The sequence below is a fragment of the Bradyrhizobium sp. genome (assembly GCF_050014615.1).
In the GTDB taxonomy this organism is placed as follows: domain Bacteria; phylum Pseudomonadota; class Alphaproteobacteria; order Rhizobiales; family Xanthobacteraceae; genus Bradyrhizobium.
The window spans coordinates 1-12,691 of sequence record NZ_JBEKCZ010000155.1; the positions used below are offsets into that span (position 1 = coordinate 1).

Sequence of the window (12,691 nt, forward strand, 5' to 3'; positions counted from 1 at the left end):
CCGAAGAAGGTGTTCTTGAGCGTGATGCCGGTCGCCACCCAGAGATTGTTTTCGGTGCGCGCCATGCATTTGGCAAAATCGCCATTGAACCAGCCGTTGAAAACCCCGAGCTTGGATTTAAGGCAGCTCAGGACCAGAAAATGCTGGAATATCTCGGTGGGCTTGGAGACGAAATAGGGATCGAGCAGATCGGGCACCAGCCAGGGAAGGCTGGCATGCAGATCATATCCCCATTGCCAGATCGACAGCACGGCAACACAGATCAGCGCCTGCCATATCCATATGCCCAGGGATCTGCGCGACTTCATGGACGGCGCCCCCGGACGAATTCCTCGCCGAGCGAGTGCCAAATGTGCTGGAATAATTCGGCGTAGCTTGGCGTCTCCCTCACCTTCACTGCGTCGCGTGGCCGTGCAAAATCCACATCGAAACTGTCCTTGATCATTCCGGGGCGTGCCGAGAACAGAATGATGCGATCGGCCAGCGTCAGGGCCTCGCCGAGGTCATGGGTCACGAACAGAACCGTTTGCTGTTCGCGTTCCCAGATTCGGAGCAGGACTTCGTGCATATCGATCTTGGTGTGGGTATCGAGCGCGCCGAACGGTTCGTCCATCAGCAATATCTGCGGCTCGACCACCAGCGTCCGCATCAGCGCCGCGCGCTGGCGCATGCCGCCGGACAGTGCCGATGGATAGGCCGCCTCGAAGCCGCGAAGACCTGCCTGCGCGACGCAGGCCGCGGTACGCTCCTTGCGCTCCGCATCGGGAACGCCGGCCAGCTGCAGGCCGTAGCCGATATTGTCGGCGACCGTTCGCCAGGGAAACAGCGTATCGCGCTGGAACACATAGCCGACACCTGACGTCGCCTTGCCGGTAACCACCGGCACACCATCGATCAGGATCCGACCGCTGCTTGGCTTGATCAATGTCGCGATCATGTTGAGGATGGTGCTCTTGCCGGAACCGGACGGTCCCAGCAACGCGACGAACTCGCCGCGTCGAACGCTGAAAGACACGTCGCGCACCGCTTCGATCCCGGTCCCCGCCAGCTGGAACGATTTGCTCAATCCCCTGACGTCGATCCGTGTTGCCTCCGGCGACCGATCAGGCAGCGTGGCGGACATGTCGGTATCTTTCAACTGCGGGGTTTTCAACCCGGATACGATTTTCGCGCCGCCGCGACGAAGTCCGGGCTGACCACTTCGGCCATGGTGAGTGGCTTGATGCCGGTCATTTCCCGGAACCAGACCTTGCCGCCGCGCGCGAAGCTCGCTTCATCGATGATGCCATCGAAATCGGCGACGTTCTTCAGCGCGGTGATTTCAAGGATATTGGCGCCGCGCGAGGTGCTGCCGACATAGGGTTCGATCATGCCGTAGACCTCGTCGGGCGAATGCGTCCTGATCCACTGCGCGGCGCGCCACAACGCGGTGACGAAAGCCCCGATTTTGGGCGGGTCCTTGTCGATCGTCGACTGCACGGTGAAATGCGCCGTCACCGGGACCTTGCCGCCGATATACTTGTTCCAGATCGTTTCGTCCGTTCCATCGAACAGCAGCGTGCCCCAGCCCTGTTCCTTCGAGTCGTTCAACAGCGACTGCGAGCTGACGAGAACATCGACCTGTTTGGTCTTGAGCGAGCCCAGCATGGTGTCGACATTGCCGGTGCCGATCCACGTGACTTTGTCGTCGAGCCCCATGGTTTCCATATAATAGGACGACCAGACATGGTTGGTGCCGCCCAGCGACGACACCGAGATGATCGGCTTGCGTCCGTCAGGTCTTTTCCAGGCCGTCAGCGCCTCCAGCGTGGTAATGCCCTGATCCCAGAGATCTTTGCGAATGATGAACATCGCCGAACTGCTTCGCGTGTCGGTCGGCAACAGAATCCGGCCGTTACGCCCGTGATTGCTGAGCTGCATCGGATGGGTGACGTCACCGAGGCCGACATCGCCCTGCGATGAGGCGATGATTTCGCGGGTCTTGACCCCGCTGCCGCCCTGAACGAGTTTGCAGTCGAGGCCGGCTTCCCTGAAAAATCCGGCGCGATCGGCCACGAATTGCGACTGATAGATGGGTACCGCGACCGGATAGATGACGCGGCCGGACTTGTCTTCAGCCCACGCCCGACCGGTCGCCACCGCGCCGCCGCAGCTGGCGATAATCGTCAGCGCGGAGCGTCTTGTGAAGCCGGTTGCGGTCACGCGGGCACCCTCTCCTTGCCGGCAACTTTATCCAGCGCATTGAGCACCGCATCGCCCATTTGCTCCGTCGAAAGTCTGGCCGCGCCGGGCTCGGCGATATCGGCGGTTCGCGCACCCCCTGCCAGCGCGAGATCGACGGCCTTTTCGAGCAAATCGGCATCCTGCGGCCGATCAAGCGACAGACGCAGCATCATGGCGACGCTGAGAATGGAGCCGAGCGGATTGGCGATGCCTTTGCCTGCGATATCCGGCGCGCTGCCGTGAACGGGTTCGTACAGCGCCTTGCGGCGACCGAACCGGTCGAGCGGACCCAGCGATGCCGACGGCAGCATACCGAGCGAGCCCGACGCCATCGCCGCGCAATCGGACAGAATGTCGCCGAAGATATTGCCTGTTACCATCACGTCGAACTGCGAGGGTTCGCGGACGATCTGCATCGCCGCGTTGTCGACATAGAGATGACTGAGTTCGACGTCGGAAAATTCCTCGGCGTGCAGCGCGATCACTTCCTCACGCCACAATACGCTGGTCTCCAGCACATTGGCCTTGTCCACCGAACAGACCCGGCCCTTGCGGGTACGCGCCAGCTCAAACGCGGCGCGCGCGACGCGGCGAACCTGGCTGGTGGTGTATTGCTCGGTGTTGAAGCCGCGGCGTTGTCCATCGGCCAGCGTTTCGATGCCGCGTGGCTCACCGAAATAGATGCCGCTGGTGAGTTCGCGGATGATGACGAAATCGACGTCCTTCAGTACCCGGGCCTTCAGCGGCGCCGCCTCGGCCAGCGCCGGGTTGGCGACGATCGGCCGAAGGTTGGCGTAGAGATCGTATTTGCTGCGCATCGACAGCAGGCTGCCGGCCTTGCGGGCTTCCGCCGGCACCTCGGTGGTTTCCGGGCCGCCCGTCGCGCCCCACAAAATCGCGTCGGCCTGGTCCATCGCCTCGGCGGTATCCGGCGGCAACACCTTGCCGGTCGCCCGATAGGGAATGAGGCCGAACTGCGCCTCACGCAGTTCGACCGGAACATTTCGTCTGGTCACGAACCAGTTCAGCACCCGATGCGACTGCGCCGTGACCTCGGGGCCAATGCCTTCGCCGCCGACCACGGCCACCTTGATCATGTTGGACCGGTTGTTCATGCCGATTTTCCTGCCGATTTCCTTGCGAGATGTATCCATGGCCGCGCGGCACGGTCAGCCGCCTGAAAGGCGCGGATTTCATCGTCGCGCTGCAATGTCAGTGCGACCTCGTCGAGGCCTTCGAGCAGGCCGGCGCGGCGACGCAGGTCGATTTCGAAGCGATGCTGCTTGCCGGACGGCGACGTGATCGTCTGCGCTTCGAGGTCAATACCAATGCGTCCGGCGCCCTGGGTGTGCTCGACCTCCGCGGCAAGGCCGTCGACGATCTCTTTGTCGACGATGATGGGGAGGATTCCATTCTGAAAGCAGTTGGCAAAGAAGATATCGCCAAAGCCCGAACCGATGATGGCGCGGATACCCATTTCCTGCAGCGACCACACCGCTCCTTCGCGCGAGGAGCCGCACCCGAAATTCGGGCCGGTCACCAGGATTTCCGCCTGCCGATAGGGCTCGCGGTTGAGAATGAATTCCGGATTTTCCGAACCATCCGGCAGATAACGCAGCGAACCGAACGCCCATTTGCCGAGAGTTCCACGAACCGAGTTGCCGACCAGACGCTCGATACGAATGACGACATCGGTATCGATGTTGCTGCGCATGATCGGAGCTGCAACCGCATTCAGTTTGGTGAAGGGTTTCGGCATCTATCGCTCCATGGTCCGCACGTCGGCGATGGCACCCGATATCGCGGCGGCCGCCGCCATCGCCGGGCTCGCCAGATGGGTGCGGGCGCGCGGGCCCTGACGGCCGATGAAATTGCGGTTCGAGGTCGATACCGAGCGCTGACCGGGCGCCACAACTTCGCCATTGGCGGCGAGACACATCGAGCATCCCGGCTCGCGCCACTCAAACCCGGCATCGGTGAAGAGCCTGTCGAGCCCCTCCGCAACCGCTTCGCGCTTGACCGTCTCGGAACCCGGCACCACCCAGGCGCGCACGCCTGGCGCGACCTTGCGGCCACGCACGATGGCGGCGGCGGCGCGCAAATCGCTCAGCCGGCTATTGGTGCATGATCCGATGAAGACCCAATCGACCGGCGTGCCGAGGATCGGCGCGCCTGGCCTGAGGCCCATATAGTCGATCGCAGTCTCGATCGCGGCGCGGCGCGCCAGATCGGCAATGTCCTTCGGATCAGGCACGCGGCCATCGACGCCGACGACATGCTCGGGGCTGATGCCCCAGGTGACCTGCGGAATGATGTTCTCGACATCGATGACCACTTCGCGGTCGAACACCGCATCGGTATCGCTTGGCAGCTGACGCCAGGCTTCGACCGCCTGCTGCCACATATCGCCCTGCGGGGCGTAGATTCGGCCGCGGAGATAATCGTAGGTTTTCTGATCCGGCGCGATCAGGCCCATCTTGGCGCCGAGCTCGATCGACAGATTGCAGATGGTCAGCCGCCCTTCGATCGGCAGATCACGGATGGCACTGCCGGCATATTCGACGGCGTAGCCGGTGCCGCCTGCGGCTCCGACATGACCGATCAGCGCAAGGATCATGTCCTTGGCGGTTACGCCCGAGGACAGCCTGCCCTCGAACCTGACGCGCATCGTTTTCGGACGACGCTGAATCAGGGCCTGGGTCGCCAGCACGTGGGTTAGTTCGCTCGAGCCGATGCCGAAAGCCAGCGCGCCCAACCCGCCATGGGTGCAGGTATGGCTATCGCCGCACACGATCAGGCTGCCGGGAAGGCTGAGGCCCAGTTCAGGTCCGATGACATGGACGATGCCCTGCCCGGGTTGGTCGATATCGAACATCGTAATGCCGCTGGCCGATGTTTCTGCCCGCAGGCCCGCCAGCAGTTCCTGTCCTACCTTGCTGGTGCCCGCCCGTCCCGGCGCCGAAGAAATCGCGTGATCCGGCGTCGCGAATGTCAGCTCCGGATTGTGGACCGTGAGGTCGCGGCTTTTGAGATCGAGCAGGCCCCGCGAGCCGCCGAGATCGTGCAGCAGATGACGATCGACGTGCAGCAAATCGGTGTCGCCGCTGATTTGGGCAATGACGTGCTGGTCCCAGATCTTGGCCAGCAGCGTTCGGCCTGCCTTTTCCAACAGCATATCCTCCCTTTTGGCTTCTGCGGCCAACGGCGTTATCCGCTGCCAGCCGTTTCGCACGGCTTGATATTCAAGGGCGTCCGTAGGCCCCAGCCTTTAGCGACATCAAAGCATAACAGCCGGCTGTTAGGCTAGTGCCTGGGAGGATGACAGCCAAGCGGGAGACCGCGTCAGCCGCGGGTCGCCGATCGACCTGGGCGAACTGGTGGCCGGCAGAAAAACACCCGACACCCGGACTCGGCATATCGGCCGCGCGGCCGGGATCAGGGACCACGAGCGATCAGCTGCGAGACTGCCGCTACGGCAACACCACCTTCACCGAGTCGTATGGTTTCAAAACACCATCTTTGGGATTGGTGCTCGGGTCAGGCACCGTCACGTAATCGAGAGTGATGTCCTTTTTCGTCACCGTAATCCTCAAATAGCCGTGCTCGGAGTCATTGAAGTTCTCCAGCATTTCAGGTTCGTTCTGAATCTGAACCGGAAGCTTCCGCGCCGACTTCGCCTCCTGAAATACTTTGCCGAGAACGTGCAGCCGCTTGTTGTAGCCGCCGGCGCCGGCGACGATGAACGGAACATTCTTCTTGTTGTAGAGTGGGGCAGAGAAGCGCTGGTAGTCGTGAACATGTCCGGTCAGGACGACGTCAGGCGCCCGCTTAGCATTGGTGCAGCAATCTTCCAGAAACTGCTTCAAACGGGTGCTGCCCGGATGCGAACCGTACGCGGAATAGATGGGGTGATGAATCGCCAGAATGATCGGAAGCGAAGCCGAGGCCGCCTTTAGTTCAGAGACGAACCACTGTCTTTGTGTCTCACCGACCTGGCCGCCCTCCGGGCAATTACTATACATGCCAATGATCGTGACCAGTGGCGTGTTGAGGGTCCAGAACACGTTGGGCTGCGTCATCGTACGGCGTGGCGCATCGCGGTTATCGGGGCTGATGACGGCGGATTGGGAACAGAAGTTCCGCACAAAGGCCTGCAAGCTCGTCTCGCCGGTAGTTGGATTGACATCGCCATCGTGGTTTCCCGGAATGGCGACGATGGGTGCAGGATATTGCAGATAGGGTTCGTAAAATTCCGGCCAGTAGTTGGCGCCCTCGCCGTCATAATAGACGACGTCGCCGAGATGATAGAAGAAGGACGGTCGATCCGCGGCATCGGCATTGTAGGTAAAATCGCATTCCATGAACCGCGTCACGCCGTCTATGTAGGTTGACGTGTTCACGCCTCCGGTGTCTCCGACGGAATGAAACACGAGCTTGCCGGACTTTTGGATCGTTGCCATGGTTCCAGCGTCAAGGATCGTATCGAGACCCATCCGATATGGCGGCAAGCCGGGCGGGGTTGGCAGGTCCCGCCATGATTGAGGGGGATTTTTGTCGGGATCGATTAGCGTATGGAATCCCTCAGGTACCTTGTTCGGTGCGAAGGAATGTCCATGCTGTGACTTCGGCAAACTCTGGTGATGCGCCTGTAGATCGGTCGAGGTTAGAACAGTGTGCTTTCGCGATGCAGTGCTCTTCTTCGCCATTGCCTGATTCCTTCTGCCACTACGACGTTTGCTCCGGCCATCATAACGATTTGGCCGCCGGGCTCGGGTGCGAGCCGGGCCCGCGGTGGCGCCGTCTGCCACCCGACGCTGAAATCCATCGCCAATACAGCGACAGCAATGAAAAATTTACACCCTTAAGTTGCTCAATGCGAGAATAAAACACAGCCGGAAATGCTGCCCCGCACGCCAGATCGGCCGGACTTACGCTGGCTCGCTCAGCATGTCGGCAAATGTCTTCGCGAAGGTATGCGCGTCGCCCGGCCATCGCGCCGAAACGTAGTTGCGATCCCGGACCACAAAGGCCGGCCTCGCGTTGTCGATGGTATCGCGTTGCAGCCCGGACGTCTTGCGGCGGTAATCCGGATCCGTCGCGGGAACGTCCTGAAAATCTTCCGCGCGGGCGAGCGCGCGCGTCACTTCCTGCTGCACCGACATGAAACCATCGGGCTGGCCGTCCTGCTCTAGATAAGTGCGGTAATAATTCGGATCCCAAAACCGCGTGACGCGGGCCAGCGACCAGGCGCTGCGTTCCAGCGCCCAGGTCAAGGCGGTCGTTTTGTATCCGTAAAGCACCGAACGGCCGGTTTGTTTCGAGATGCTGCGCGCAGCCAGCAGCACGCCGTGACAGATCGCCGCCACCGGCTTGTTCTGGTCGAAAAACCCGATGACGTGGCGCTGCAGAATGTCGCTCTCGAGATAATCACGCATGCCGCGCGCGCGATGCCCGCCAGGCAGCAGCAGCGCATCGAACGCGGATGGATCGACGGCATCCCAGCGCTGTGGCGCGACATAGTTGGGATCGGCGATCATCCCGGCATAGGCCTCGCGCGCGTCGCGATTGGCCCGCAACAGAAGTCCGACGAGAGGCCAATTCCGCAACAGCGGAATCGCCCCCCAGGGATCAAGACCCTTTCCCGTCACCATGATGTCGTCGGCCACGGCGGGCCGTCCGTCCGGCGTGGCAAATTCGACGACGTGGCCGGCGTTCACAAGTACGCGCCAACTCACCGCCGCTTCGCTCGGATCGAAATCCCGCACCGGCAACAGGAAAAGAACACGCGCCACCGGCGGGGCCTCAGACCAGCAGTACCGTCGATCCCGTGGTCTTGCGCGCGGCGAGATCGGCATGGGCCTTGGCCGCGTCCTTCAGCGGATAGGTCTGGTGAACCTCGATCTTCACGGCGCCCGACAGCACGACCTCGAACAGCTCCTTTGCCATCGCGACAAGGCTCTCGCGCTTGGCCGCATAGGTGTTCAGCGTCGGGCGGGTGACGTAAAGCGAGCCTTTTTGGGCCAGCAGACCAAGGTTAAGCGGCTCGACGCTACCGGAAGACTGTCCGAACAAGGCGGCGACCCCGAGCGGGGCTAGGCAATCGAGCGATTTCAGGAACGTGTCCTTGCCGACGGAATCGTAAACCACAGGCACTTTCTTGCCGGCCGTGATCTCGTCGACGCGTTTGACGAAATCCTCGCGCGAATAGACGATGGTGTGCGCACACCCATGGGCTCTCGCGAGCGTGGCCTTCTCATCGTTGCCGACGGTTCCGATGACAGTGGCGCCGAGATGCTTGGCCCACTGACCGAGAATCAGGCCGACGCCGCCGGCGGCGGCATGGAGCAGGATGGTGTCGCCGGCTTTGACGCGGTAGGTCTGACGGATCAGATATTGCACCGTCAGGCCCTTGAGCATCATCGCCGCGGCGGTCTTGTCATCGATGCCATCGGGCAGCTTGAGCAGGCGATCGGCCGGGATCAGCCGCGCTTCGGAATAGGCGCCAGCCGACGCGCTGCCATAGGCGACGCGATCGCCCGGTTTCAGATCGGTGACGCCGGGTCCGATTTCCTCGACCACGCCGGCCGCCTCGCTGCCCAGACCGCTCGGCAACTGGCCGGGATAGAGCCCCGAGCGATTGTAGATGTCGACGAAGTTCAATCCCACGGCGGTGTGGCGGATGCGCGCCTCGCCGGCACCGGGCTTGCCCAGCGCGACCTCCTCCCAGACCAGAACTTCGGGCCCGCCGGTTTTGTGAAAGCGGATGGCGTGCGTCATGGAACTACTCCTCACGTGAGATGACAAAACTGCAAACGTCGCAGCCGAACCGGCTACCGGCGGCCATATCTACAATATGCGCCTGACGGCGGCTATATCTGTCGCATTTGAACCCCCGCCCGCCGGCGCGCGACATAGTCCTGTCGGACCTGCCTGCCGGCGCTTTTCGTATGCAGGGGTATCGTGGAAGGCCTGTTCGAATTCCTGTTCGGCGCCAGCGGGCGCATCAGCCGCGCTAAATACTGGCGCTCGGTCCTGATCTATTGCATCGCGGGACTGTTCGTCGCGGTTATCCTGTCCGCGGCCTTTGGTATCGCCACGCCGCTCTTCATCGTCATGGTCGTCCTGGTCTTTATTCCTTGGCTGATGTGGGGATTCGCCATCCACACCGAGCGCTTGCACGACCGCGACAAGAGCGCATGGTGGCTCGTGGTGTTCCTCCTGCTGCCGGGTGTGCTCGGCCAGATCGCAAAGCTCGCCTGGTTTCCCGGGGGGATTGGCACAGTATTGCACTCCATGCTGGCTCTGGCAGCTTTTGCACTCACGATGTGGGGATTTGTCGAGATCGGTTGCCTGCGCGGTACCGCCGGAGCGAACACCTACGGGCCCGACCCGTTGATCGAAGAACGCCGGAACCGCGCTGCGGCGGCGCGCCGATAGTCTCCAAAAACAAAAAAAAGCCCGGTGGCCGTAAGGCCACCGGGCGGGTGTTGTAATCTCGGAACTGGCGACACGACCCTGCGAGGGCGCGGTTCAAACGCTCACTTCATCGCATCGTAGCTCCACGATATCAGTTTCAATGTTTGCGCATCATCGACCTAGTTACGGCGCACCGGCTCGCGCGATATCGATCATCGCACGCGCTCCAAAAACCCCGCTCTCGGCAAGTGCCGCGATGCGACCATCGTCATAGCCGAGTGTCTTGCGGAGAATCTCCCTGGTGTGCTCGCCCAGCATAGGCGCAGCCACGGGATCCGACGCCGGCGTCAGCCCGAGATGGATCGGCGATTCAATATTGGGGACGAAGCCCGCGGCCGGGTGCGGAATCTGGCTGACGCGATGGCGCGCGCGGACTTCCGGCGAGTTGAAGGCTTCCTCAACGGTGCGAAGATAGCCGACGGGGATGTTGGCCGACTTCATCCTTGTCACCCAGTTTTCGCGCTGGTCTTGCGCAAAAATTCCGGTGAGGATCGCACGCAGTTTATCCTTGTTGGCGGTGCGCGAGCGCCGGTCGGCGAATTCGCCGCTGGCAAGATCAGGTCGGCCCAGCACGTCGATGACAAGGCGGCGGTACAGCCGGTCATTGGCGCAGGCGATATAAAATGGCGCATCGGAGGCCTCGTAGAGACCGACGGAGGGCGATCCGTTCGGAGAATTACCCTGCCGGCTCGGATTCTTTCCGGTCATCAAATAGGCCATGCCATAAAACCCGGTCATCGCGGTCGCGATGTCGAACAGCGCCACCTCGACATGCTGACCGCGGTCGAGCCGATCGCGGGCAAACAGCGCCAGCAGGATCGCGTTGCAGGCTGCCATGCCCGTCACCATGTCGATCGCGGGCGGTCCGGTCCGCACCGGCGGCCCGTCCGGAAAGCCGTTGAGCGACATGAATCCGCTTTCGGCCTGCGTGATCGGATCGAAGCCGGGACGTGCGGCGAACGGTCCCTGGCGGCCATAGGCCGAGATCGAACAATAGACCAGGCGGGGATTGGTTGGCGCGACAGCGGCATAATCGAGGCCATACTTCCTCATCACGCCGGAGGAGAAATTCTCCACTACCACATCTGCCTGCGCGATCAATTCGCGCGCGACCTCACACGCCGCGGGTTTGGTGAGATCGAGCGTGATGCCGCGCTTGCCGCGATTCAAGCTGATATAGGCGGCACTTTCGCCGGCAAGATCGGCGTGTTCATAATGCCGCGTATCATCCCCGCCATCGGGGTTTTCAATCTTGATGACTTCGGCGCCGAAATCGGCCAGCGTCTGCGTACAGGCCGGACCGGCAACGACCCGGGTGAAATCCACGACCAGCAAACCATCGAGGGCGGTCGGAGCGCCCTTTTCTCGTGGCGTCCGATCCGGCAATTGTGGCCTGGCAGTCATGATAGGCTAATCCCTTCCCTGCATCGATGGATGGCCCTTGAGGGCCGATTATTGGGCCGGCAAGCGGATATTTCACCCGCCGGTGAACCCATATACAGCCCTTTATGGCTCCGCCCAAAAGAGTTGTGCCGTCAAAATCGAAGGGGGGTTACAGCCTTTTTGAATGGGTGGCGTAGAAGCATGAAACGAACCCTGCCGCGCCATCGGCGAGATCGACGATTACGCGATAATCTTGCGCCAATACAGCGTATTCGAATACGCCCACGGCGTTAGCGGCAGATACAGCCGATAGCCGGCCAGGATGAAGTTGTTGGCCGAGGCTGGATTATCGGTGGTATCGGAAACCACGCAATTCCAGCCATTGTGCCGCGCCCGCGCTTCCATCGCGCGCATCAGACGCAGCTGAAGCCGCCTTCCCCGGTGCTTTTTCAACACCCCAACGCGGCAGATGTATCCTGCGTTGCAGGCATGCGTCGATGGCAAGAGGCCGGCAAAAGCGACCGGTCTCGCTTCATGACAGGTGAGCCACCACTGCCCCCGGTCGAAATCCGGAAGGCAGGCGCCGTTGAAGAACGTCAGTCGATGCAGATCTGCAAGCGTATCGGCAACTTCCTCGTCTTGCCCGTCGACCTCGCGGACCCTGTAGGCGGGACTCTCAGCCAATGACAGGCCAGCACTTTTCATCCCGCACCTGTTGCCGGTTTATAAAAGCTGTTGAATGATATCGAAATGAAAGTTCGCGATGCCGATTGACCGGACTAGCGGAGGCATCGCTTCGCCTTCTCGATTTCCTTGTCGGAAATGCCTTTGGCCCGCGCCCAGGACTCTACCGCCGCCTCGCCATATTGCGCGACGGCTTTCTTCACGGCCCAGCACGGAAAGGCCTGCGCGGGACATGGGGTCAGCAGCGCGGCAACAACCAGAAATGTGCGGATCATTTGCCGAGCATGACCTTGGCGCCGAGCCATACCGCCCCGACAAATCCGGTGACGAGAGCAGCGCGTCCTTGATCAGGGAATACAGGATCATGAAGCCAGGATTCTGCTGCATGAAGACGTGATTGACGTAATCGGTCTCCTGGCTCGCCGCTGCCTCGTCCTCGGGTCCGACCGGCTCGAACCGCACCACTTCATCGGAGCCGGCGAAGATGTCCATCAGGTTCGGCATCAACCCTTCGATGGTGTCGGCGACATCGGAGGAGACCGCGCGCGAGCGGCCATCCTGTGCCGGCATGTCCTTGCGCATATCGCCGAGATAATAATCCATCGCATCGGCGCGCTCTTCCGCCAGCCGCGCCGCCGAGACCGCCGCCAGCGCGTCGGACTTTTCCGCGGCGAGCAAGGCCTTGAGATCGAGCATCGACATTTTTGACATGGGGTTTTCTCTCAGATCATTCACGCAGGATCGTTATTCCGCTGCGAACGCCATCAGATACAAAAAGCCCGCGGCCGGTTTCCCGGCGCGGGCTTTGGAAGTCTTGCGATGTTGAAATTATGCTGGTGATTTTGCCCGACGTGTCAAATTGAGCGAGGGGCCCGATTCTGACGGGCGCTGGCTGACACGGAGATCAGGCGAGCAGTTCTTTTAT

Annotated in this window: 12 protein-coding genes and 1 pseudogene; 1 reads left to right on the plus strand and 12 read right to left on the minus strand. The window is 61.5% G+C overall.

Annotation, left to right across the window (positions count from 1 at the left end):
• The 9 genes and pseudogenes from ABR948_RS21915 to ABR948_RS21955 form a co-directional block, all read right to left on the minus strand.
• Nucleotides 1-308, minus strand: a pseudogene (locus ABR948_RS21915) (ABC transporter permease); the annotation flags it as partial.
• On the minus strand, nucleotides 305-1,123 hold the full coding sequence (locus tag ABR948_RS21920; RefSeq protein WP_428121967.1) for an ABC transporter ATP-binding protein: 819 nt from the start codon (nucleotides 1,121-1,123) through the stop codon (nucleotides 305-307). The pseudogene ABR948_RS21915 and the gene ABR948_RS21920, both read right to left, overlap by 4 nt.
• Nucleotides 1,124-1,149: 26 nt before the next feature.
• Nucleotides 1,150-2,202, minus strand: a complete 1,053-nt coding sequence (locus tag ABR948_RS21925; protein WP_428121969.1) for an ABC transporter substrate-binding protein — start codon at nucleotides 2,200-2,202, stop codon at nucleotides 1,150-1,152.
• Nucleotides 2,199-3,338: a 3-isopropylmalate dehydrogenase gene (leuB, locus tag ABR948_RS21930; RefSeq protein WP_428121972.1), complete on the minus strand. Its 1,140-nt coding sequence runs from the start codon at nucleotides 3,336-3,338 to the stop codon at nucleotides 2,199-2,201. Before leuB ends, ABR948_RS21925 begins: the two co-directional genes overlap by 4 nt.
• A complete protein-coding gene (leuD, locus tag ABR948_RS21935; protein ID WP_428121974.1) occupies nucleotides 3,335-3,982 on the minus strand; it encodes a 3-isopropylmalate dehydratase small subunit in 648 nt (215 codons plus the stop codon). The genes leuB and leuD overlap by 4 nt, the downstream gene beginning before the upstream one ends.
• On the minus strand, nucleotides 3,983-5,392 hold the full coding sequence (gene leuC / locus ABR948_RS21940) for a 3-isopropylmalate dehydratase large subunit (protein WP_428121977.1): 1,410 nt from the start codon (nucleotides 5,390-5,392) through the stop codon (nucleotides 3,983-3,985).
• Between the two features lie 301 nt (nucleotides 5,393-5,693).
• Nucleotides 5,694-6,929: a metallophosphoesterase family protein gene (locus ABR948_RS21945; RefSeq protein WP_428121979.1), complete on the minus strand. Its 1,236-nt coding sequence runs from the start codon at nucleotides 6,927-6,929 to the stop codon at nucleotides 5,694-5,696.
• A gap of 222 nt (nucleotides 6,930-7,151) precedes the next feature.
• Entirely contained in the window at nucleotides 7,152-8,015 is an 864-nt protein-coding gene (locus tag ABR948_RS21950) for a type 1 glutamine amidotransferase domain-containing protein (protein ID WP_428121981.1), read from the minus strand.
• Nucleotides 8,016-8,025: 10 nt separating this feature from the next.
• Entirely contained in the window at nucleotides 8,026-9,000 is a 975-nt protein-coding gene (locus ABR948_RS21955) for a quinone oxidoreductase family protein (protein WP_428121983.1), read from the minus strand.
• A 183-nt stretch (nucleotides 9,001-9,183) separates the two neighbouring features.
• Between ABR948_RS21955 and ABR948_RS21960 the strand changes: the two genes are divergently transcribed.
• Nucleotides 9,184-9,660, plus strand: a complete 477-nt coding sequence (locus ABR948_RS21960) for a DUF805 domain-containing protein (protein WP_428121985.1) — start codon at nucleotides 9,184-9,186, stop codon at nucleotides 9,658-9,660.
• 162 nt (nucleotides 9,661-9,822) lie between these two features.
• On the opposite strand, the gene ABR948_RS21965 is transcribed toward ABR948_RS21960, so the two are convergent.
• The 3 genes from ABR948_RS21965 to ABR948_RS21975 form a co-directional block, all read right to left on the minus strand.
• On the minus strand, nucleotides 9,823-11,103 hold the full coding sequence (locus ABR948_RS21965; protein WP_428121988.1) for a CaiB/BaiF CoA transferase family protein: 1,281 nt from the start codon (nucleotides 11,101-11,103) through the stop codon (nucleotides 9,823-9,825).
• Between the two features lie 219 nt (nucleotides 11,104-11,322).
• Nucleotides 11,323-11,787: a GNAT family N-acetyltransferase gene (locus tag ABR948_RS21970; RefSeq protein ID WP_428121990.1), complete on the minus strand. Its 465-nt coding sequence runs from the start codon at nucleotides 11,785-11,787 to the stop codon at nucleotides 11,323-11,325.
• Nucleotides 11,788-11,805: 18 nt separating this feature from the next.
• Entirely contained in the window at nucleotides 11,806-12,477 is a 672-nt protein-coding gene (locus ABR948_RS21975) for a portal protein (RefSeq protein ID WP_428121992.1), read from the minus strand.
• Nucleotides 12,478-12,691: the final 214 nt, after the last annotated feature.

Bases quoted from the DNA above. Each gene is read 5' to 3' on its own strand.
- ABR948_RS21920 (WP_428121967.1), bottom strand. From the start codon at position 1,123: ATGTCCGCCACGCTGCCTGATCGGTCGCCGGAGGCAACACGGATCGAC.
- leuB (WP_428121972.1), bottom strand. From the start codon at position 3,338: ATGAACAACCGGTCCAACATGATCAAGGTGGCCGTGGTCGGCGGCGAA.
- leuD (WP_428121974.1), bottom strand. From the start codon at position 3,982: ATGCCGAAACCCTTCACCAAACTGAATGCGGTTGCAGCTCCGATCATG.
- ABR948_RS21945 (WP_428121979.1), bottom strand. From the start codon at position 6,929: ATGGCGAAGAAGAGCACTGCATCGCGAAAGCACACTGTTCTAACCTCG.
- ABR948_RS21955 (WP_428121983.1), bottom strand. From the start codon at position 9,000: ATGACGCACGCCATCCGCTTTCACAAAACCGGCGGGCCCGAAGTTCTG.
- ABR948_RS21965 (WP_428121988.1), bottom strand. From the start codon at position 11,103: ATGACTGCCAGGCCACAATTGCCGGATCGGACGCCACGAGAAAAGGGC.
- ABR948_RS21970 (WP_428121990.1), bottom strand. From the start codon at position 11,787: ATGAAAAGTGCTGGCCTGTCATTGGCTGAGAGTCCCGCCTACAGGGTC.
- ABR948_RS21975 (WP_428121992.1), bottom strand. From the start codon at position 12,477: ATGTCAAAAATGTCGATGCTCGATCTCAAGGCCTTGCTCGCCGCGGAA.